Raw genomic sequence first — 19,398 nt, forward strand, 5'->3', positions numbered from 1 at the left:
GGGAGCCAATGGCTCCCGTTTTTTTGTCTGATGATTAACGATGTTGTTTCCCGTTGAATTATGGAAACACAATCCTGTGGTTATAAACCAGGATTGTCATCCCTTCGAAGGTCATCACTTCATCAGCCGCTCCTAACTGTTTGCGAATGGCGTTCACGCGGCGATTGGCTTCACTATTTTCATCTGCAGTCTCGACGGCAGGTATGGCCACAAACTGGCGCTCAGGGGACTGTTGAATAAAATCGGGTTTTAGCCAGGAACGCATTGTTTGGCGACGTGGACTGTCAGACATTATCTGAAAACTGTCCTGCCAAAGGACTGAGGTTATATGAATTTCTTCTTCAGATAACCAGTTGACATTATTAGCGAGTTGCCAATAATCGCTGTAGCCAAACATCAAATTATTCTTCTTAAGAAAGTCAATATAAGCCCGGGTTTTAGCCTCCTGATCGGCAATAGGGGCACTATATTTATAGTAAGAGTAATAAGAAGAGCAGAGGAATAAGGCGAAAACGAATGCAATAAGAGGATTACTTTTGAACGAAAAACGCAGCGTTATTACCATCATCAGAAAAATAAAGGCGTTAACAAAGAAACGAGCGCTGCCTTCATAAGGCATGTCGTAACCAATTATGAATGATGAGATGATTGCTGCAACGCTCAGGAATGAGAAAATAGCAATAAACCGCGACTGGTTTCCTTTTTTCCAGCATACGATTAAAGCATGAATAAATAAGGTTGACCAAATAAGTAATGAAGCGGAATAAGCAATGTTATTATCGAAAAAAAACAAATTGAGACTGCGGCCCATTACATGAATAACCCATTCAATGTTGACAGACCATTGCGAAAATGGCACTAACTCAAATTGCTGAATAGGAATGTGCAGCCAACGCGGCACGGCATGAATCATAGTAAAAATGAATGTGATTAGATAAATTATGCTGATTTTTTTTGTGATAATTTTCTGCCATGTGAAATAGAAATGTGTCAGTAAAAGTGGAAGGAAATATGTTGCTGCAAACCACGGATCTGAAACGGCAGCAAGCAGGGATAATAAGCTGTAAAGCAGGCAGATGGCGGTCGATTGCTTTTTGAGGTTAAAAAAGCAGAGTGCAAATACAACGATGCCAAAAAAGTTAGTGGAGTAATGTGAAAAAGGATGCGCGATAAAACCGTAAATATAGCAGTAAGCGGGCAATGAGATAATGAGGATAGGGGCGAATATAAAGCTAATTTTTTTGTTAGTTACATTGACAATAACAGCAACAATGAGCGGTGTGATGAATATAAAGAACATTGTTGATAAGGTCAGCGCGAAACGCCCATCACTGGAAAGTAAGCTGAAGAAAATAAAGTTTATAGGATAAACTGTAAAGTACCAGTTATCCGGCGTTGGATACCAATCCTTAAAAACTGAAAATCCTTCAGTTAAAAAACCTCGCCATACCAGCGGGCTGTTAGCAACATCCGGCTCAAAAGGAAAGTAGCGGAAGGTTAAATACCATGAGGCTACAAAAGTGAATGCAATTAGAAGTAACCATATCATTCGCTTCATTTGTTGTGAACTTAACATTTCTTAATCCCTTTAGAGTTCTTAATTAAATATCGTGGTCTTTTCTTGGTTTCGATATATATTCTGCCGATATACTCGCCCAAAACGCCAATGCCAATTAACTGAATGCCACCCAGAAAAAGAATGGATACCAAAATTGAGGGGTAACCGGCTACGGAATTTCCCCAGATAAGCTTGTCCATAATCATCCATAAACCGTAAATAAAGGAGATGGCAGCAACGGTGAAACCGATATAGGTCCAAACTCTCAAAGGGAAGGTTGAAAAACTTGTGAAACCTTCCAGAGCTAAATTCCATAACTTCCAACCATTAAATTTGCTCTCACCGCTTTTGCGTTCGACACGTGAATACTCAACAATCGCCGTATCACCCTCAACCCAGCTCAGAAGGCCTTTCATAAATAAATTTCTTTCTTGCAGTTGTTTGATGTTTTCAACTGTCTCACGCGAGAGGAGTCTAAAATCTCCTACATTCTCCTCAATTTTAGGGTGACTGATTTTATTGTGAAGTCTGTAGAACCACTCAGCAGTTTTTCGCTTAAAATTGCTGTCACTGGTACGATCTATGCGTTTTGCCAGAACCACCTGCCATCCTTCCTGCCATTTACTGATAAGCTTTGGGATAACATCGATAGGGTCCTGAAGATCTACATCAATAGGGATTACTACATCGCCACTAGCATGTTCCAGTCCGGCGAGTAAAGCCGGCTCTTTGCCAAAATTGCGCGTAAAATTAATCGCTTTAATTGCAGGGTCATTATCGGCGAGAGCACTGATGACTTTTTCCGTTGAATCTTTACTACCATCATTGATAAAGAGAATTTCAATATCAAATTCTGTGAGTTTTTCTCTCACTTCCCGATAAAATACCGGTATTGCGTCTTCTTCATTGAAGACGGGAACGACCAGGGAAATTTTCATTTTTTCACCTTAAAAACAATAAAGTTTGAATAGATGAAGCCGAATACCAGGCTTATTATTGAAAATGAAATAAGCGTAATAATCGGATTAATATGCGTATGATCGGCGAAACTGCCAATGCCTGCGGCCATCATGCCCATAAAGGCCACGAAGATGACATAGCGAAAAGTTGTCGCTTCGGCTTTAAACGTCCAGCGTGCATTGGCAAAAAATGAAAATGTTACCGCGACAATGAAAGCCAACAGATTAGCCAGCCATTGGCGGGTATTAAGACAATACAGGGCTGCAAACACCATCCAATGAATCAGGGTGTTAATGATGCCAACTGATAAAAAACGTGAGAATAATTTCAACATAGTGAAATATTAGCCATGACGACATCATTATTTGCAAAATAGATGCGAATTTTACATGCAGGGGTACAATAAATAAAGTTGAAAAATCAGCGTCTTCACCGATATGCCATAAGCTCAGGCTATTCACTCATCATCAGAAAAAAACGGAAGCTAATCGCTTCCGTTTTTTTATGCATTAATCGACTTGCTGCTCATTGTGTTTAGCGATTTGAGCACGCTCCTGCGACAGCCGCCAGAAATCGCTGCCGCCCGGTTGCTGATACATCCGCAGCGAGAAGTGACCGACAATCGCGTAAATATACTCAAAAATGGCCGACTGCGAATCCTCGTAATCCACCCACAGCACTGACGAGGTGAAGCAATAAACCTCGACCGGCAAGCCCTCTGGCGAAGGCTTCATGGCGCGCACCACGATATACATATCTTTCTTGATATCGTCGCGCTGCGAAAGCCACGCTGTAAGGTATTTACGAAACACCGTCAGATTGGTGATGCCGTTTTCTGCAAACCAGCGTTCGCCCACCGCATTGCTGTCGCGGCCATCCATCAGCGCCGAGAGTTGCTCACTGACACCGCGGATTTGGCTCATCTGCTGCACCATCTCGTGATCGAGAAAACGTATCGACATCTGATCGAGATGGAAACTGCGCATAATACGGCGCGCGCCGGAGGAGAACATCGCCTGCCAGTTGGTGTAGGTTTCGGTGAGGAAGTTTTTGGTGGGGATGCGCGACAGCGTATTGTCCCAGTTGCGAATAGTGATGGTATGCAGCGCGATATCGATCACTTCGCCGCTGATGCCGTTATCCGGCATCTCAATCCAGTCGCCGAGTTGCAGCACATCGTTCGATGACACCTGAATATTCGCCACCAGCGACATTAGCGTGTGCTGGAACACCAACATCAATACCGCCGCTACCGCACCCAAACTGGAGATAATAATCACCGGCGATTTATTCGACATAATCGCCAGAATCATGATCGCCGAAATAATGTGCACCAGAATCTTGCCGACCTGGATATAACCCTTGATCGAATGATTTTTGCGTTTGGCTTTTTTCGAATAGGAGTTATTAACGATCTCCAGCACTTCGGTAAAGAACAGCGATAAATAGACGAAGAACAGAATGCCGCAGATGGTCTTTATCGCGATCAGCAGATGCTCCGGTAAATCCGGCATAAACTGCAGCAGATAATAGACCGTGATCACCGGGATAAAGTTAGAGAGCTTCTCCGACAGCCTGACGTCCTTATCCAGCGGCACCTGATTTTTGTGCGTGCTGAAGAACACCTTTCTGACCACCTTAACGATGAAGAATTTACAGATCAGATGGGCGATCATGCCGGCAAACATCAATAACACCAGGCTAAAAGCGGCCGACAGCACCGTGTTGCCCTCAATAAAACTTTGTATCTTGCTTAAATAATTCATTTCAACCACATGCCGGACAGTGTTGGCGGGAATTCAAACATAAACGCGCCGATGGCGATATGCGACGCGTGCGCAATATTCTACATCATCGTTGGTTTACATTCCCTTTCGCAGAATTTTGAATCAGTTAACATTTACGTATTGATGGCAGTGTGTATCAGAGACTAAACCGCTATCTTCAGCGCTTACGTTTGAGGAGGTGGTATGCAAGGTGTAATCAAGTTCGTCAAAGGCTGGCTGCTGTTTTCCCTGTTGTGGGGCATTTTTATGTGGTTTGTTTCGTGGCAGGCGCAGAGCAAAGAAATCGGCATGGTGATCGTGATGAGTTTATACGCGGGATTAATTTATCAGGCGTTGATGACCATGGTCGCGCGCTATAAGGCGCGGCGTTCGCAGGCTTGATGCTGTAAAAGAACAACCAACAACGGGGCCAACACGGCCCCGTTATGACGGATTACTTACGTCCGAGCAGAAAACCGACAATTACACCAATGCTGGCTGCAACTGCCAGGCCGGTCGCGGGATTATCGCGCACCGATTTCACCACACAATCCGCTGCATCCTGAACCGCATAGCTGGCCTGAGCCGGATAACGACGCGCCGCACCTTTGGCTTGCTGACGGCGTGAACCGGTGAATTCGCCAAATTTTTCCTGAACGGCACCTGCCGCTTCATTCAATTTTGCTTCCGCTTTGTCACTCATAATTACTCCCTGATCGTGGTGAATGTCCTGTAAAGCGTAGTCAGAGAAACTGCAGGCAGCAAATGACGCAGCGGTAAAGGTTGTAACAGCAGTTTGCAGTACGCGAAAATTCTGCGCGCAGCAGAAAGGCGGGAGCGTGTATATCTGGTCTTATGACTTACCGCGATAAGCCGGATACCAGCTGACCAAAAAGTGGCGCAGATGATCAAAACACCATTCGGCATCGTCGGCCTGCTGGCAGTAATAGCGCAAAGTCACTTTTTCGTAGCGCATGTGGCGCTGCTGCAGCGGTGACCAACCCCAATCAAGCACGGCGCGCGCGTAATTGATCAGCGTGCCGCTCTGCATGTTGTGCTGCTTCTCCTGGCGGCTGAGGTAGATTTCAAACGCCTGATCGAGGCTTTGTGTCTCTTCCGTATTGGAGCCTGCCACCGTCGGACGAAATGCCACATCGATAAATCCGCACACGCCATCGTCACGCTGCTGCCAGTCGCAGGCCAGCGTCATAAACAAGCCATCCTGCAGATTCACTTCTTCCAGCAGACGCCGCATATTTTCAGAATTTTTACCGGCGGTGATCTCATCAATGCGATCGGTTTCCAGCGTCAGGTCGAATCCACAGGGATTCACCGAGCCATCCGCATTGGTGCTGGCCGGGAAGGGGAAATCGATATAGCCGTTGTTATCCAGACTCTTTTCCATCATGCAGGTCCGCAGCGTGAGATGGGCAGACAATAAACCATCTCACGCTGCGACGCACGGCTTATGGGCACGTCCAGGTAATCATGGTGTTCTGATAAGGATTGATCAGGCGGAACTGTTTATCAGAGAGACGTTGCGCGTAGAAGCCTTCAGCGGTGATGGAGGATGGCACGTACTGAAAGCGATCGGTGGAATGCAGCGTGCCGCTTTGCACCTTCACGCCATCGCGCGATACGGCGAAGGCGCTCACCAAATCAAAGATCCGCGCCTGCGTGTTGCCCATCGATTGTCCATAAATCGTCGACACTTCGCCCGGACAGTCGACACCTTTCGGTGCGGAACTGCAGCCAGCTAACAGTAAAAGGGTGAGTACAACCGTAATTCGCCACATGAGCACCTGCTTCATTCCCTGGTTTGCAATGGCACGCCTATGCGTACTGATAAGTGGATCATAGCAGGTCTGACGCTGCTTCCCATTTGTCATTTGTATAATCGTTAAGCGGAAGGAATGTAAAGGGGTGACTTTACTAGCAGATAAACGGTATTCTTGCCAGCGTTGCGCACCAGGTAAGCAAAACAAGGGTAAATTAATGAAAGAAGAAGAAGCGAGTTTAATGATTCTTCAGCACGCGATCGACAAATTAGAAGCCGACAAAAAGAAGCAGGTAATGAACTGCGTAGCGGCCATTCAGGAAGTGATGCAGCGTTTTGAAGCCGAAGAGGCCGGGCTGGCATTGATGTTAGTCGCGGCGCAAGTGGCCGCTGAGTAGTTCCTGCTCTCGCACAATCTCGCCACGTATGATGTACCAGGCTTTGCTGCTGTTAGATAACGTTCATGGAATGCAGTAGCAAAGCCAATCACTCCACGAAATCATCATTTAACCTCAGCGGAGAACCCAATGAAGGCGATAGTTATGGCCGTTGGCATGCTGGCTTGTCAGATAGCGCCCGCCTGGAGCGAAACCGAATATCAAATCACTTGTCCCGGCCGTCCCACCATGACGGTATCGCGTGCCGAATATGGTTTGAGCACCTTAATGTGGCCGACGCGTCACTTCCAAATTGCTGCCGGGCAGCAGCGCACCAGCCTGAAAGGCGGCGACAAAGTTGCCATCACCCGTTTTCGTAATGGCGATCAGTTAATCGTGAACAAAAAGAACGATGAAACGTTCTTCGTCTACGCCAACAGCAACAAGCTCTTGCCGTGCAGCCGCACCGATAAGCGCGATGCGCAGATTCTGTCGCTGGAACGCTACGACGACAGCGCGCGTCCAAACTCGTGATTTAAATCAGTTGCCGCTGGCGCAGATCCAGCGGTGACTGCTCCGCCTCATCAATAGCTGCCAGCCAGCTCTGCAAATTCACCTTAGCCCACGAAAGATGTCCGCGCGTGGTGCTCATCAACACCACATCGGGACGTAACGAGCGATACAGCTCCAGCGACTGCTGCAGTTCAGTGGGATTGCTTTCTGGCATCAGCACGCTGATCCAGCGGTTGTAATCGCGAGTCAGCGTATCGCCAACAAAAAGATAAGTTTGGCCGAGCGGCGAGTGATAGAGATAGCTGCTGCTGCCGGGCGTATGTCCGGGCGTCGGCAGCAGGTGAAAATCGCCGAAGTGCGTCTCTTGCTGAGTGAAAGTTTCATCGGGCTCAATCACCAAACTGACCGGCCCGAGCGAACGACTGTGGCAATAGAGCGCGCTATTAAAGCGCTGCTGAATGGCGATCGCTCCCGGCGCGGCTTCGTGCCAGTGAGTTAAATAGTGGCGAATGACGCCGCCGGCATCGTTGAGGAACTCATGATCGAGCGGATGCTCCACGCGGCCAATCAATAAATTGCCGCGTGGGTGGCACAGCATAAAGCCATGCATCATTAAGTCACTCGCCGTCTCTTCGGCGGGGAATTCTGGCGTGGAGATCCACAAATCGTCGTACAGTGGCTTCATTGTCGGTCTCCTGCGGCAACACGTTAGCGCAATGTCGGGTGGCCGGTGAAGGCGAACTGTGCTTCTCCATTCTCGATCTGCAACGTGGCGCTAGCGCCCAGCGGCAGCGTCACGGTATCGGCATCGTGTCCAAAAGCCAGATCGCTAATCACGGGAATCTGAAACTCGTCACGAATGCGCTGCCATACGGTGGCAAAATCAAAACCGTTGTTATACGCCGACAGCGATGTGCTGGTAAAGCTGCCGGTAATAATCGCTTGCTGGCGCGACAAAATGCCACTCTGCTGCAGCTGAATCAGCATGCGCTCGATACGGAACGGATGTTCGTTCACATCTTCGATCACCAGAATCCCGCCTTCAATTTGCGGCATCCACGGCGTACCAATCAGCGAGCAAATCATCGCTAAATTGCCGCCCCATAAAGTGCCTTGCCAGCGGCCGTGATCCGGGCTGGTGCTGCGCCAGCTTAGATTGACTGTAGGTGATGTCAGCGTTTGCCAAAAGTGCGATTCGGTAAAATCAGATAATGCCTCGGCGCCGAAGTTACCCGCCAGCATCGGCCCGCTGAAGGTGATCAGCCCGATTTGCGCCAGTAACGCCAGCTGCAGCGCGGTGAAATCGCTGTGGCCGCACAGCGCTACTGGTTGATTGAGCAATCGACGTTGCAGGCCAACGTAATCGATCTTATCAAGCAAACGTGAAGCGCCGTAGCCGCCACGCACCGCCAGCACGATATCAGGCAGCGGCTCCAGCGTGGCCAGCGCATTGATATCATTCAGCCGCTGCGCATCATCGCCGGCAAAGCGTTGAAAGCGGCGGGTGATCGCCGATAGATTGTCAAGATGATGGCCAGCAGCCTGTAAACGACTCACCGCGCGCTGGGCGGCGTCCTGATTGTGGCAATAACCGGAAGGGGCGATGAGACGTAGCGTGCGGGGAGTAACCATAACTTCCATCCTGCTGTAGAGTGGCCTGCTGATGATGACGAAATGCGTTATCGAAGTCACGGTAGCATAAGGTTTTTTACCGATTTAGGATAAACGGTAATTTTGCATCGCGCTGCGCCAGGTATGATAGCTTGCGCCAACCCTATTGCGGAACCAAAAATCAGTGAAAATTCGCCTACTTATGCTTTCTGCACTGCTGCTTGCTGGCTGTTCCAGCGAGCCGGAAAAACCGGCACTGCCCGAGAAGAATACGCCGTTAACTCAGGCACCGCCGTCGAAAGTAAATGATGCATGGTCAATGTTTACCGAAGATGCCGCCAGTCATTATGGCGTTGATGAGAAGTTAATCAGCGCCATTATTAGTGTCGAATCCGGAGGCAATCCCACCGTGGTGAGCCGTTCCAATGCGGTTGGTCTGATGCAAATTAAGGCCTCGACCGCGGGCCGCGAAGTCTATCGCACCCAGGGCCGTCATGGTCAGCCATCCTCGTCCGAGTTGCGCGATCCGGCCAAGAACATCGATATTGGCGCGGCTTACCTGAAAATTCTGCAGGATTCCGCCTTAGCCGGAATTCGCGATCCGCTGACGCTGCGTTACGCCACCATTGTCTCCTACGCCAACGGTGCCGGTGCCTTGCTGCGTACCTTCTCGCGTGACCGCGAGCGTGCAATTGCGATGATTAACGCCATGACGCCGGACGAGTTTTACCAGCACGTACAGAATAAGCATCCGGCGGCGCAGGCCCCGCGTTATTTATGGAAAGTCACCACCGCCTACCGTACCATCGGTTGATGCTGTACACCTATCTGTTGCGGCGCGATTTATGACGCAATGAATTGCGCCGCTACACCAACAATCGCGCCGTCGGATAATCCACAATCAACACCTGCACATAACCGCCGCGCAACGCCCCGCGAATCGCCTGCGCTTTCTCTTTGCCGCCCGCTAACGCCACCACCTGCGGACAGCGTTTTACCTGCGCCAACTCCATACCAATTACCGGATCTTCCTCTGCGCTCAGCACCGGTTGACCGTCGGCATCGAAATAGTGCAGGCAGATATCGCCCACCGCGCCGCGTTCAGCCAGCGTTTGCAGCATCTCACCGTCGTAATAGTTGCCGGAATTACGCAGCAGGGCGGACGGCTCGAGATCGCCGATGCCGACAATCGCCAGGTCCACCTGATCAAACTTTTCCAGTACCACCGCGACATCGGGATTAACCGATAAACGCTGGCGATCCTTTACCGAGTGTTCGATTGATTGCGACGGCAGCAGCCACGCCGGACAACCCAGCAGCGCCGCGAGATTCTGCGTCAGAATCGTGGCCTGCACATTGCCGTTGGCGCCCACGCCGCCCAGTAGCTGAATGACGCCTTGGCACGGCGCGCTGAGCGGATGCAGCGCATCGACCATGGCGCGAATGGTGCCGCTCCAGGAGGAAATGCCAATCAGCTCATCGGCACGCACCCGCGTTTCCAGATAGTGCGCGGCGGCGGAACCGATCGCCTGTTTGATCTGCAATGCGGAAGCCTGATCCGGCACATCCACCACAATCACCTGTGGCAGTTGATAGAGCTGCTCAATGGCTTTTTCCAGCTCAGGGAACACATTGGCCGGCGGCACCACGCTGATCTTCACTACACCTTCTTTCACGCTGCGATTAAGGATGCGCGACACAAAAGATTGCGACAGCTTCAACAGCTGCGCAATGTCGGACTGCTTCCTGCCTTCCACATAATAAAGCGTGGCGATCTTCACCATCAGCCGCTGTTCATCCTGTTTTGCCATGGTTTTTTCTCTCTCTTAACCTGCCTGGTATTGTTAATCAGCCTGTCATAAATAACAACGCAGAACATTTTGTGATCGTTTTCGCTTTTTGAGGATCGGGCAATGGACGTGCTCAGAAAGCCAGCGCATAGTCATTATGCATATAAAATCGCAATTGAATATATATTCAATCGGAGATAACAAATGAAAGCCTCTGTCCTCAAAGTCTCTCTACTTGCTTCAATCATGATGATCTCGGCGGCGTCGCTGGCGGCGGATAAGGGGTTGCTGGCCATCATTACGCCATCGCATGACAACCCGTTCTTTAAAGCTGAAGCCGACGGCGCACAAGAGAAAGCCAAAGCGCTCGGTTACACCACGCTGGTGGCTTCACACGATGATGACGTTAATAAGCAAAATCAGTTGATTGAAACCGCCATCGCGCGCAAAGCCAAAGCCATCATCCTTGATAACGCCGGTGCGGATGCCACGGTTGGCCCGGTGCAAAAAGCGAAAGATGCCGGCATTCCTACCTTCCTCATCGACCGCGAAATCAACAAAACCGGCATCGCCGTGGCGCAAATCGTCTCCAACAACTATCAGGGCGCACAGCTCGGTGCCGAGAAGTTTGCCAAGCTGCTGAACGGCAAAGGGGATTACGTCGAGCTGCTGGGAAAAGAGTCAGATACCAATGCGGGCGTACGTTCGCAGGGTTATCACGACGTGCTGGATGATTATCCCGATTTGAAAATGGTGGCGCAGCAAAGTGCCAACTGGAGCCAGACTGAAGCCTTCAGCCGCATGGAAACCATTCTGCAGAAGAACCCCAACATCGTCGGCGTGATCTCCGGTAACGACACCATGGCGCTGGGTGCGGAAGCGGCGCTGAAAGCGGCGGGCAAAACCAATGTGATTGTGGTCGGCTTCGACGGCAGCGATTACACCCGCGACTCCATCATCAATAAAGGCAACATCAAAGCCACCGTGCTGCAGCCGGGCTGGGATCAGGCGCAGATGGCCGTCGAGCAGGTGGATTACTATCTGAAAAACGGCAAAGCGCAGAAAGAGGAGAAGCAGCTGATGGATTGCGTGCTGATTGACGACAGCAACGCCGCGAAGCTGAAAACCTTCAAGCTGGCGCAATAAGATGGAGGTCGGCATGAAGGGGAAAGCGCTGAGCGGCATGCTGGTGGCGCTGCTGACGCTGATGTTAGCCGCCTGCACCGTGGTGGATCTCGATGCCAACGGCAAACCCATCATGCCGAAAGATCCCAACGCCAAACCGGGCTACAGCGATCAGACGCCGCAGCAGATTGCGGAGTCAAGCTGGGCCAGCCGCGTGCAGCAGCCCGCCGAGAAGCAGGCGCTGAGCTGGGCGGATATGGAAACCAAAAGCTACACCGTCAAAGCGGGCGGCAGCGAAAGCGTGTTTGTGCGCGCGGCAGGCACGGTGACGGCGTTTGACAACAGCAACGAGCGGGAACGCAGCCTCACCATGACCATCAACGGCAAGCCGGTAAAAGTGTTGATTGGTCCGGTGCTGCGCGGCAACGCCATTCGCGATGCGGCCGGTTTCCGCTTCGAAGAGTTCACCAATCAGGTGCAGTACGCGCAGCTCACCAAAGCACTCAATCGCCACGCGGTGAAACAGCTGCCCGCGGTGGATGCCAGCTGGGTGGGCAAACCGGCGCAGGCGCTGCTGGCCGTCAGCATGGGCGCGGGCACGGTGGATGAGGTGGTTGCGGTGCAGCTGCAGCAGGGGAATCCATAATGAGCGACGAGATCATTCTGCAAGCCAATCAGATGTCGATGCTGTTCCCCGGCACCTTAGCGCTGGATCGTGTGGATTACCGCGTGTGGCGCGGCAAAGTCAACGTCATCATCGGCGAAAACGGCGCAGGCAAATCGACGCTGATGAAGATTCTCGCCGGGGTGCAGCAGCCGACCAGCGGTGAGATGTTCCTGAACGGTAACAAAGTGGCGTTTCACAGCACGCGAGACGCCGCGCGTCACGGCATCGGCATGGTGCATCAGGAACTCAATCTGTTTGAGAACCTCAGCGTAGCGGAGAATATTTTCCTCGGCCGGGAAATCCAAAGCGGCATTCGGCCCATCAATGAAGCCGAGCAGAAACGCCGCACCGCCGCGCTGATGCAGCGCCTCGATCAGCCAATTTCACCGGATGAGAAGGTCGGCAGCCTGAAGGTTGGCCAGCAGCAATTGGTGGAGATCGCCAAAGCGCTGGCGGAGGACGCCGACATTCTGATCCTCGACGAACCGACCTCAGCGCTGAGCAAAACTGAAGTGGAGATCCTGTTTCGGGTGATCCGCGAACTGACGCGTCAGGGCGTCTCCATCATCTATATCTCGCATCGGCTCGAGGAGCTGATGGCGATTGGTGATGTGATCACCATTCTGCGCGACGGGCGTTTTCAGGCCGAAGCGCAGGTCAGCGATATCGACGTGCCGTGGATCGTGCGCGAAATGCTGGGCAGTGAACCGGTCGGCACGTTCCTGCCGCCGGATCGCCAGTTCGGTGCGCCGGTGCTGGAAGCCGAACACATCACCTGCGTCAGCCCAAACGGCAACACGCTGGTGGATGATGTCAGTTTTCAGGTGCGTTCCGGAGAGATCGTCGGCATTTACGGGTTGATGGGCGCGGGGCGCACCGAACTGTTTGAGTGTTTGCTTGGCACGCAGCGTAACTATCTCGGCAAGCTGTGGCTCGACAGCAAACCGCTGCCGACGCGTCTGCCGACCGCTGAACGCATTCGTATGGGCATGAGTCTGGTGCCGGAGGATCGTAAACGCTCGGGCATTTTTCCCATCTCATCGGTGGCGAGTAATCTCACCATCGCCAGCCTGTGGCGGCGTCTGTCGCATCGCACCGTGATTTCAGAGCAGGCGGAACGCGAAGTGGTGACCCGCACCGTCGGCAATCTGGCAATCAAAATCTCCTCGCCGGATGTCGCCATTAGCGCACTGAGCGGCGGCAATCAGCAAAAGGTGGTGATTGGCCGATCGCTGCTGACCAATCCGCGCTTGCTGCTGCTGGATGAACCGAGTCGCGGCATCGACGTCGGTGCCAAAGGCGAAGTGTTCCGCATGATGGTGAAGCTGTCGGAGCAGGGCATTGCGGTGGTGTTCTCCACCTCGGATTTGAAAGAGATCATGGCCGTTGCCGATCGCATCCTTGTGATGTCCGGCGGCAAATTGACTGCTGACCTGCCGCGCGCTGAAGCGGAAGAGGCGGCGCTGGTTAAAGCAAGCGCACAAGGATTCTGATATGAAAAACAACGGCGCGCTCGCGCTCGCATCGCCTGTCAAAGCGTTCAACTCACGCGAAAGCCTGATTCTGCTGCTGCTCAAACTGCGCACCTTTATTGCGCTGTTTCTGATTGTCGGCTTCTTCGCGATCACGGTGCCCGATTTCCTCGCGGTGGGCAGCATGGTGATCATGGTGAAACACATCGCCATTAACGCCTTCCTCGCGCTCGGCATCACTTTTGTCATTATCACTGCGGGCATCGATCTCTCCATCGGCGCCACGCTCGGCCTGTGCGGCATGATCGCCGGCTGGCTGATCACCAAAGGCATTGTGTTGCCGATGTTTGGCATCGCCATCTTCCCCAGCGTGTGGCTGATCGTGCCGATTGTGTTGCTGATTGGCGGGCTGATTGGCGCGGTCAATGGCTGGATCATTACCCGCTATAACGTGGCTCCGTTCATCTGCACGCTCGGCACCATGTACATCCTGCGCGGCACGGCGATGCTCACCTCGGGCGGCGAAACCTTCCCCGGTTTGCAGGGCAATGAAATGCTGGGGAATACTGGATTCGACAAGATTGGCGCCGGCTATTTCCTTGGCTTGCCGTGGGCCATCTGGATGATGGTGCTGCTGGCGCTGGTGATTGCCTACGTGGCGCGCCGCCTGCCGTTTGGCCGTCAGGTTTACGCGATTGGCGATAACGAACGCGCCGCTGAACTCTCGGGCGTGAAAGTGAAGTCGGTGAAAATCTGGGTCTATGCCATCTCCGGTTTTTGCGCGGCAATTGCTGGCATCGTGGTCTCGTCGCAGTTGGTGGCCAGCCATCCGGCGAACGGAACCTCCTTTGAAATGAACGCGATTGCCGCAGTGGTGCTGGGCGGTACCTCGCTGGCGGGTGGACGCGGCACCATTCTTGGCACGCTGATTGGTGCCTTTGTGATCGGCTTCCTCGCCGACGGTTTGATCATGATGGGTGTGAGCGAGTTCTGGCAAATGGTGATCAAAGGCATCGTGATTATCGTGGCGGTGATCATCGACCAAATGCAGAGCCGCATGCAGCAGAAAGCGGCGGTGGTGGCGCAGAAAGCGCTGATTGAGGAGGGCGGCAGCCCGGCAAAAAGTTAATCGGTTGGGTGCAGGCGCTGATTGTCTGCACCTTTTTTTCTCCATCACGAATAAATATTCATCCATGCTTTAAAATTCAGAGGTGTCTATGAATCCTTTCAAATACTCGGTAGCGGATCTGGCAGCGAAAGCGCGCGCCGTGCGCCGCCGCATCATTCAGCTTAATGCGGGCAGCCCGGCGGGCGGGCATACCGGTGCCGATCTCTCGCAGGTTGAGATCCTCACCGCGCTCTATTTCCGCATCCTTAACTGCGCGCCAGATCGCACCAACGATCCGCAGCGCGACATTTACATCCAGTCGAAAGGCCATGCGGTGGGCGGTTATTACTGCGTGCTGGCAGAAGCCGGTTATTTCCCCACCGAATGGCTGCCGACTTATCAGCATTCCGATTCGCATCTGCCGGGCCATCCGGTGCGACAAAAAACGCCGGGCGTTGAGCTGAACACCGGCGCGCTGGGCCACGGTTTACCGGTGGCGGTCGGCATTGCGCTGGCGGCGAAGAAAGATGACAGCGACCGCCGCATTTTTGTCGTCACCGGCGACGGTGAGCTGGCGGAGGGCAGCAACTGGGAAGCGGCGCTGGTGGCGGCGCATTACGGCCTCGATAACCTGGTGATCATCAATGACAAGAACAAGCTGCAGCTGGCGGGCCATACGCGCGACATCATGAACACCGATCCGCTGCCGGAAAAATGGCGCGCCTTTGGTCTGGATGTGAGCGAGTGCAACGGCAATGACATGGCGGCGGTGGTGGACGCCATCGAAAACCTGCCGCGCAACAGCGGCAAGCCGCAGGTGATTGTGGCGCATACCGAAAAAGGCTTCGGCATCTCCTTTATTCAGGGCAAACCGGAGTGGCATCACCGCGTGCCGAAAGGGGAAGAGATTGAGTTGGCACTGGAGGAGTTGAAAGATGAGTAATGCAAAACACCTGGCGACGGTAATGGTCGAGGCATTTATTGATGCGGTTAATCGCGGCGTCGATTTAGTGCCGGTGGTGGCCGATTCCACCTCAACCGCCAAAATTGCGCCCTTTATCAAAGCATTCCCCGATCGCCTGATCAACGTGGGTATCGCGGAGCAAACGCTGGTGGGCACCGCCGCCGGTCTGGCAATTGGCGGCAAAGTGGCCGTGACCTGCAACGCCGCGCCGTTCCTGGTTTCCCGCGCCAATGAGCAGGTTAAAGTCGACGTCTGCTACAACAACACCAACGTTAAACTGTTTGGCCTGAATGCCGGTGCCAGCTACGGCCCGCTGGCCAGCACCCATCACAGCATCGACGACATTGCAGTGATGCGCGGCTTCGGCAACATCGAAATCTATGCGCCATCCTGCCCGCTGGAGTGCCGCCAGATTATTGAGTATGCGCTGGCGCATGTCGGGCCGGTGTATATCCGTCTGGACGGTAAAGATCTGCCGCAGCTGCACGATGAAAACTATCAATTCCGTCCTGGCCAAATCGACGTGTTACGTGAAGGTCATGACATTGTGCTGGTGGCGATGGGCTCGACGGTTCACGAGGTGGTTCACGCCGCCGAGCAACTGCATGAGCAAGGCATTACAGCAGGTGTGATCAGCATTCCATCGATTCGACCTTGTGATACCCAACAGCTGCGCGAGCTGTTAAATCACTATCCAGCGGTCATTACCGTGGAAGAACACAACGTCAACGGCGGCGTCGGCAGCCTGGTGGCGGAAGTGCTGGCGGAAGGCGGCTGTGGCATCCCGCTGCTGCGTTTGGGCATCCCCGACGGCGAATACGCGATTGCTGGCGATCGCGCCTCCACCCGTGCCCGACATGGCATTGATGCCGCCAGCGTGGTGAAGAGTGCAGCGCGCATCTGTGCAGGAGCGTAAAGATGGCAGGTTCGTTGATACTGGCAATTGATGAAGGCACCACCAACGCGAAAGCGATTGCGGTTGATCGTGCCGGCAATGTGGTGGCGCGCGGCAGTCAGCCGCTGACGCTGGAGCATCCGCAGCCGGGTTTGGCGGAGCAGGATCCGCTGGCGATTTGGCAGGCGGTGAAACAGGCGGTGAGCGCTTGTCTGGCGCAGTGTGCGGGGGCGCACGTCGCGGCGGTGGCGATCAGCAACCAGCGCGAATCGGTACTGATCTGGCAACGACATAACGGTCAGCCACTGACGCCGCTCGTCAGCTGGCAGGATCGCCGCTCGGAGGCATTTTGCCGCGATCTGCGCGTGGCGGGTAAAGCCCCGCGCATCACCGGACTCACCGGATTAGCGGTCGATCCGATGTTTCCAGCCGGTAAACTTACCGGCATGCTTGCTGCGTTGCCGAATGGATTCGCGCGCGCCCAGGCCGGTGAACTCTGTATCGGCACCGTGGACAGCTGGCTGAGCTGGCAGCTGAGCGGCGGCGAAAGCTTCGTCACCGATCATGCCAATGCGGCGCGTACCCAGCTCTACAACCTGCACAGCGGCGACTGGGACGATGAACTGCTGACGCTGTTCCACATTCCCCGTGCGGCGCTGCCGCAGATTGTGCCCTCGGCCAGCGCGCAAGGCGTGGTGACGCGTAACGATATTGCCGGTTTAGCGCCCGGCACGCCGATTTTATCGCGCATCGGCGATTCACACGCCGCGCTGCAAGCGCAGCGCAACGGCAGCGAAGAGGTGGTCAAAGCCACTTACGGCACCGGTTCATCACTGATGATGTCGATGGCGACGCCGCTGCTGACGGAAAATGGTCTCAGCACCACGGTGGCGTGGCACGACGGCACGCTGCGCTATGCCTTTGAGGGCAACATTACCCACACCGGTTCCGGCGCGGCGTGGCTGGGCCGCATGCTGGGCATTCATGATCCGCGAGAACTCACTGCGCTGGCGCAGCGCAGCGAGCATAATCAGGGCATCTATTTTGTGCCGGCGCTCTCTGGTCTTGGTGCGCCCTGGTGGGATTTGAAAGCGCGCGGCATGGTGTGTGGCTTGACCGATGCGGCGACGCCGGAGGTGCTGGCGCGCGTGGCGCTGGAGTCGATCACCTTCCAGATCGCCGATGTGTTTTTTGCCATGGAGCAGGCCAGCGGCGTGCAACTTCCTGCGCTGTGCGTGGATGGCAGCGCCACGGAAAATAGCTGGTTGATGCAGATGCAGGCCGATGTATTGCAGCGGCCACTGAAACGCGTGCCGACGGCAGAAGTTTCCGCGTTGGGCGTCGCATTATTAGCGGGCCGCACTCTGGGCTGGTGGCAGCAGGGCAGTGAGATGCAGGCGTTACAGGGCGGTAGCGTGATTATGCCGCGTGAGGATCAGGCGAAAAGCATGCAGGAGAATTATCACGGCTGGCTGGATGCGGTGGCACGTTGCCGTTATCAGCCGCATTGATTATCGTTATATAAATCGCGCACGCTTCGTAGCGGCGCGATTTATCGCGCTTTTTAGACGTGTATCTCATGCCAAATAGCGCAATAAATTGTGCCGCTACGATGTTGTACGGTGATAAACGTCCAGCGCTACTGGAAACGGTTGGCTTTATCACGCGCCAGACGTTCCAGCGCAAAAATCACCTGCTGCAGCTGGCGTTCCTGAATCGGTTCGATGGCGGTAAAGCGGAAGCTAAGGCGCGGTGTGGCGCGAGTTTCATTCTTGCTGGTCACTACGGTGCGTTCACCAATGTGCAGCAGCTGTGCTGTCACCTCAAAATGACCATACTCAGCTAAATCCACGCGCAGGTTTTTAAAGGTATCGCCGCGATTGAGGCCTTCCGGTAGCGCTTCGTCCAGCAGCACGCCGACGCCGCCCAGTGACAGATCCTGCAGGCGGAAGCGCGCGGTACGCCCATCAGGCCACTGGCTGTGGCAATAAAAAACCGGTTCCAGCGGCGCATTGACGCGAAAGAATTCACGACGTTGAATCTGCCACACCAGTTCCGGTAGCGACGCAGCAAAAGCGGGTAAGCCTTCGAATTCAACACGCTGTAAACCGGTTAAGCCAAATTCGACTTTGGCACCGTGCGTTTCGGCGGCAATATTCACTTCGCCACCTTGCAGCGCTAAATCGTTATCCAGCGCGTTGCTGCCGAGGTCAAAGATCACCTGATCTTCATCGGCTGACAGCAAGCGACTGATAAACTGACCGCGCGAAAAATTCACCATCAACGGGGTTTGAAAACGCAACAGGTCCTTCATCACGCCCAAAACCGCTAACGTGCCTCGCTTGAGGTATTGTTCTTTATCGGCTTCTCCCACGTCCTGCTCCACTTATCCGATTGTTATTTTCACGACTGACAATGCTGTTCGTCAGTTATCGGCGTCGCTGCGCTAACCTTTAGTCAGCTAACGGCTATTTACGGCGGCAAGTTGGGATGCAGATCATAAAATCCCGTCTATACTAGAGGCGGTGAACACATTGATTAATAACGTAAGGAGCAGTACATGGGTATTCTTTCATGGATTATTTTTGGTCTGATTGCCGGGATTATCGCTAAGTGGATTATGCCGGGTAAAGATGGCGGCGGCTTTATCATCACTGTAGTTCTGGGTGTGGTGGGTGCGGTTGTCGGTGGCTGGATCAGTACCCTGTTTGGTTTCGGTAAAGTTGACGGTTTCAACTTTGGCAGCTTCGTGGTGGCAGTGATTGGTGCCATTGTGGTGCTGTGGATCTACCGTAAAGTGCGAAGTTAATCGCGC

At 53.5% G+C, this 19,398-nt stretch carries 23 protein-coding genes; 12 read left to right on the top strand and 11 right to left on the bottom strand.

Annotated features, from left to right (window positions below; all coding sequences use genetic code 11):
• Nucleotides 1-58 precede the first annotated feature (58 nt).
• The 4 genes from K5Y32_RS03720 to K5Y32_RS03735 all read right to left on the bottom strand — a co-directional run bounded on the left by K5Y32_RS03720 (nucleotide 59) and on the right by K5Y32_RS03735 (nucleotide 4,284).
• A complete protein-coding gene (locus tag K5Y32_RS03720; RefSeq protein WP_222181820.1) occupies nucleotides 59-1,576 on the bottom strand; it encodes a hypothetical protein in 1,518 nt (505 codons plus the stop codon).
• Nucleotides 1,570-2,496, bottom strand: a complete 927-nt coding sequence (locus tag K5Y32_RS03725; protein ID WP_222181821.1) for a glycosyltransferase family 2 protein — start codon at nucleotides 2,494-2,496, stop codon at nucleotides 1,570-1,572. The genes K5Y32_RS03720 and K5Y32_RS03725 overlap by 7 nt, the downstream gene beginning before the upstream one ends.
• A complete protein-coding gene (locus K5Y32_RS03730; RefSeq protein WP_192413622.1) occupies nucleotides 2,493-2,852 on the bottom strand; it encodes a GtrA family protein in 360 nt (119 codons plus the stop codon). Before K5Y32_RS03730 ends, K5Y32_RS03725 begins: the two co-directional genes overlap by 4 nt.
• A 175-nt stretch (nucleotides 2,853-3,027) precedes the next feature.
• Nucleotides 3,028-4,284, bottom strand: a complete 1,257-nt coding sequence (locus tag K5Y32_RS03735; RefSeq protein WP_217546926.1) for a mechanosensitive ion channel family protein — start codon at nucleotides 4,282-4,284, stop codon at nucleotides 3,028-3,030.
• A 204-nt stretch (nucleotides 4,285-4,488) separates the two neighbouring features.
• Here K5Y32_RS03735 and K5Y32_RS03740 point away from each other — a divergent pair, with 204 nt between their 5' ends.
• Nucleotides 4,489-4,686: a DUF6404 family protein gene (locus K5Y32_RS03740; RefSeq protein ID WP_222181822.1), complete on the top strand. Its 198-nt coding sequence runs from the start codon at nucleotides 4,489-4,491 to the stop codon at nucleotides 4,684-4,686.
• Nucleotides 4,687-4,738: 52 nt separating this feature from the next.
• Here K5Y32_RS03740 and K5Y32_RS03745 read toward each other — a convergent pair whose 3' ends face one another.
• The 3 genes from K5Y32_RS03745 to K5Y32_RS03755 all read right to left on the bottom strand — a co-directional run bounded on the left by K5Y32_RS03745 (nucleotide 4,739) and on the right by K5Y32_RS03755 (nucleotide 6,080).
• Nucleotides 4,739-4,987: a CsbD family protein gene (locus K5Y32_RS03745; RefSeq protein WP_007891510.1), complete on the bottom strand. Its 249-nt coding sequence runs from the start codon at nucleotides 4,985-4,987 to the stop codon at nucleotides 4,739-4,741.
• A 150-nt stretch (nucleotides 4,988-5,137) separates the two neighbouring features.
• A complete protein-coding gene (locus K5Y32_RS03750; protein ID WP_222182882.1) occupies nucleotides 5,138-5,689 on the bottom strand; it encodes a hypothetical protein in 552 nt (183 codons plus the stop codon).
• Between the two features lie 61 nt (nucleotides 5,690-5,750).
• On the bottom strand, nucleotides 5,751-6,080 hold the full coding sequence (locus K5Y32_RS03755; RefSeq protein WP_222181823.1) for a hypothetical protein: 330 nt from the start codon (nucleotides 6,078-6,080) through the stop codon (nucleotides 5,751-5,753).
• 199 nt (nucleotides 6,081-6,279) lie between these two features.
• Between K5Y32_RS03755 and K5Y32_RS03760 the strand changes: the two genes are divergently transcribed.
• Both K5Y32_RS03760 and K5Y32_RS03765 read left to right on the top strand, forming a co-directional pair.
• Nucleotides 6,280-6,459, top strand: coding sequence for a hypothetical protein (locus K5Y32_RS03760; RefSeq protein ID WP_008108187.1), 180 nt, complete (start codon nucleotides 6,280-6,282; stop codon nucleotides 6,457-6,459).
• A 129-nt stretch (nucleotides 6,460-6,588) separates the two neighbouring features.
• Entirely contained in the window at nucleotides 6,589-6,972 is a 384-nt protein-coding gene (locus K5Y32_RS03765) for a hypothetical protein (protein ID WP_222181824.1), read from the top strand.
• Between the two features lies 1 nt (nucleotide 6,973).
• Here K5Y32_RS03765 and K5Y32_RS03770 read toward each other — a convergent pair whose 3' ends face one another.
• Together K5Y32_RS03770 and ldcA are read right to left on the bottom strand one after the other, a co-directional pair.
• Entirely contained in the window at nucleotides 6,974-7,636 is a 663-nt protein-coding gene (locus K5Y32_RS03770) for an MBL fold metallo-hydrolase (RefSeq protein ID WP_222181825.1), read from the bottom strand.
• Nucleotides 7,637-7,659: 23 nt separating this feature from the next.
• Entirely contained in the window at nucleotides 7,660-8,583 is a 924-nt protein-coding gene (gene ldcA, locus K5Y32_RS03775; RefSeq protein ID WP_222181826.1) for a muramoyltetrapeptide carboxypeptidase, read from the bottom strand.
• Nucleotides 8,584-8,746: 163 nt separating this feature from the next.
• Between ldcA and emtA the strand changes: the two genes are divergently transcribed.
• Nucleotides 8,747-9,376, top strand: coding sequence for a membrane-bound lytic murein transglycosylase EmtA (gene emtA / locus K5Y32_RS03780; protein ID WP_222181827.1), 630 nt, complete (start codon nucleotides 8,747-8,749; stop codon nucleotides 9,374-9,376).
• A gap of 52 nt (nucleotides 9,377-9,428) precedes the next feature.
• Here emtA and K5Y32_RS03785 read toward each other — a convergent pair whose 3' ends face one another.
• Complete coding sequence (locus K5Y32_RS03785) at nucleotides 9,429-10,373, bottom strand: sugar-binding transcriptional regulator (RefSeq protein WP_137385584.1); 945 nt, start codon at nucleotides 10,371-10,373, stop codon at nucleotides 9,429-9,431.
• Nucleotides 10,374-10,556: 183 nt separating this feature from the next.
• Between K5Y32_RS03785 and K5Y32_RS03790 the strand changes: the two genes are divergently transcribed.
• The 7 genes from K5Y32_RS03790 (at nucleotide 10,557) to K5Y32_RS03820 (ending at nucleotide 18,094) form a co-directional block, all read left to right on the top strand.
• On the top strand, nucleotides 10,557-11,498 hold the full coding sequence (locus K5Y32_RS03790; protein WP_222181828.1) for a D-ribose ABC transporter substrate-binding protein: 942 nt from the start codon (nucleotides 10,557-10,559) through the stop codon (nucleotides 11,496-11,498).
• A 13-nt stretch (nucleotides 11,499-11,511) separates the two neighbouring features.
• Nucleotides 11,512-12,123 carry a DUF2291 family protein gene (locus K5Y32_RS03795; RefSeq protein WP_222181829.1) on the top strand — a complete coding sequence of 204 codons (612 nt, stop codon included), beginning with the start codon at nucleotides 11,512-11,514 and terminating at the stop codon, nucleotides 12,121-12,123.
• Nucleotides 12,123-13,637: a sugar ABC transporter ATP-binding protein gene (locus tag K5Y32_RS03800; RefSeq protein WP_222181830.1), complete on the top strand. Its 1,515-nt coding sequence runs from the start codon at nucleotides 12,123-12,125 to the stop codon at nucleotides 13,635-13,637. The genes K5Y32_RS03795 and K5Y32_RS03800 overlap by 1 nt, the downstream gene beginning before the upstream one ends.
• Before the next feature lies 1 nt (nucleotide 13,638).
• Entirely contained in the window at nucleotides 13,639-14,745 is a 1,107-nt protein-coding gene (locus K5Y32_RS03805) for an ABC transporter permease (protein ID WP_101760787.1), read from the top strand.
• Nucleotides 14,746-14,833: 88 nt separating this feature from the next.
• Nucleotides 14,834-15,667: a transketolase gene (locus K5Y32_RS03810; protein WP_222181831.1), complete on the top strand. Its 834-nt coding sequence runs from the start codon at nucleotides 14,834-14,836 to the stop codon at nucleotides 15,665-15,667.
• Nucleotides 15,660-16,604 carry a transketolase family protein gene (locus tag K5Y32_RS03815; RefSeq protein ID WP_101760785.1) on the top strand — a complete coding sequence of 315 codons (945 nt, stop codon included), beginning with the start codon at nucleotides 15,660-15,662 and terminating at the stop codon, nucleotides 16,602-16,604. Before K5Y32_RS03810 ends, K5Y32_RS03815 begins: the two co-directional genes overlap by 8 nt.
• 2 nt (nucleotides 16,605-16,606) lie before the next feature.
• Nucleotides 16,607-18,094: an FGGY family carbohydrate kinase gene (locus K5Y32_RS03820; protein WP_222181832.1), complete on the top strand. Its 1,488-nt coding sequence runs from the start codon at nucleotides 16,607-16,609 to the stop codon at nucleotides 18,092-18,094.
• Between the two features lie 128 nt (nucleotides 18,095-18,222).
• Here K5Y32_RS03820 and K5Y32_RS03825 read toward each other — a convergent pair whose 3' ends face one another.
• A complete protein-coding gene (locus K5Y32_RS03825; protein WP_101760783.1) occupies nucleotides 18,223-18,957 on the bottom strand; it encodes a flagellar brake protein in 735 nt (244 codons plus the stop codon).
• Nucleotides 18,958-19,143: 186 nt separating this feature from the next.
• Between K5Y32_RS03825 and K5Y32_RS03830 the strand changes: the two genes are divergently transcribed.
• Entirely contained in the window at nucleotides 19,144-19,392 is a 249-nt protein-coding gene (locus K5Y32_RS03830; protein ID WP_008102737.1) for a GlsB/YeaQ/YmgE family stress response membrane protein, read from the top strand.
• Nucleotides 19,393-19,398 lie beyond the last annotated feature (6 nt).

Origin of the sequence: Pantoea sp. DY-15, from assembly GCF_019795935.1 — a bacterium.
GTDB lineage: Bacteria > Pseudomonadota > Gammaproteobacteria > Enterobacterales > Enterobacteriaceae > Pantoea > Pantoea leporis.

Excerpts from the sequence above, each read along its gene's own strand:
- K5Y32_RS03785 (WP_137385584.1), bottom strand. The coding sequence starts at position 10,373 with ATGGCAAAACAGGATGAACAGCGGCTGATGGTGAAGATCGCCACGCTT.
- K5Y32_RS03725 (WP_222181821.1), bottom strand. The coding sequence starts at position 2,496 with ATGAAAATTTCCCTGGTCGTTCCCGTCTTCAATGAAGAAGACGCAATA.
- K5Y32_RS03800 (WP_222181830.1), top strand. The coding sequence starts at position 12,123 with ATGAGCGACGAGATCATTCTGCAAGCCAATCAGATGTCGATGCTGTTC.
- K5Y32_RS03810 (WP_222181831.1), top strand. The coding sequence starts at position 14,834 with ATGAATCCTTTCAAATACTCGGTAGCGGATCTGGCAGCGAAAGCGCGC.
- K5Y32_RS03720 (WP_222181820.1), bottom strand. The coding sequence starts at position 1,576 with ATGTTAAGTTCACAACAAATGAAGCGAATGATATGGTTACTTCTAATT.
- K5Y32_RS03750 (WP_222182882.1), bottom strand. The coding sequence starts at position 5,689 with ATGGAAAAGAGTCTGGATAACAACGGCTATATCGATTTCCCCTTCCCG.
- K5Y32_RS03730 (WP_192413622.1), bottom strand. The coding sequence starts at position 2,852 with ATGTTGAAATTATTCTCACGTTTTTTATCAGTTGGCATCATTAACACC.
- K5Y32_RS03815 (WP_101760785.1), top strand. The coding sequence starts at position 15,660 with ATGAGTAATGCAAAACACCTGGCGACGGTAATGGTCGAGGCATTTATT.
- K5Y32_RS03820 (WP_222181832.1), top strand. The coding sequence starts at position 16,607 with ATGGCAGGTTCGTTGATACTGGCAATTGATGAAGGCACCACCAACGCG.
- K5Y32_RS03740 (WP_222181822.1), top strand. The coding sequence starts at position 4,489 with ATGCAAGGTGTAATCAAGTTCGTCAAAGGCTGGCTGCTGTTTTCCCTG.
- ldcA (WP_222181826.1), bottom strand. The coding sequence starts at position 8,583 with ATGGTTACTCCCCGCACGCTACGTCTCATCGCCCCTTCCGGTTATTGC.
- K5Y32_RS03765 (WP_222181824.1), top strand. The coding sequence starts at position 6,589 with ATGAAGGCGATAGTTATGGCCGTTGGCATGCTGGCTTGTCAGATAGCG.
- K5Y32_RS03805 (WP_101760787.1), top strand. The coding sequence starts at position 13,639 with ATGAAAAACAACGGCGCGCTCGCGCTCGCATCGCCTGTCAAAGCGTTC.
- K5Y32_RS03770 (WP_222181825.1), bottom strand. The coding sequence starts at position 7,636 with ATGAAGCCACTGTACGACGATTTGTGGATCTCCACGCCAGAATTCCCC.
- K5Y32_RS03735 (WP_217546926.1), bottom strand. The coding sequence starts at position 4,284 with ATGAATTATTTAAGCAAGATACAAAGTTTTATTGAGGGCAACACGGTG.
- K5Y32_RS03795 (WP_222181829.1), top strand. The coding sequence starts at position 11,512 with ATGAAGGGGAAAGCGCTGAGCGGCATGCTGGTGGCGCTGCTGACGCTG.
- K5Y32_RS03790 (WP_222181828.1), top strand. The coding sequence starts at position 10,557 with ATGAAAGCCTCTGTCCTCAAAGTCTCTCTACTTGCTTCAATCATGATG.
- K5Y32_RS03760 (WP_008108187.1), top strand. The coding sequence starts at position 6,280 with ATGAAAGAAGAAGAAGCGAGTTTAATGATTCTTCAGCACGCGATCGAC.
- K5Y32_RS03755 (WP_222181823.1), bottom strand. The coding sequence starts at position 6,080 with ATGTGGCGAATTACGGTTGTACTCACCCTTTTACTGTTAGCTGGCTGC.
- K5Y32_RS03745 (WP_007891510.1), bottom strand. The coding sequence starts at position 4,987 with ATGAGTGACAAAGCGGAAGCAAAATTGAATGAAGCGGCAGGTGCCGTT.
- K5Y32_RS03830 (WP_008102737.1), top strand. The coding sequence starts at position 19,144 with ATGGGTATTCTTTCATGGATTATTTTTGGTCTGATTGCCGGGATTATC.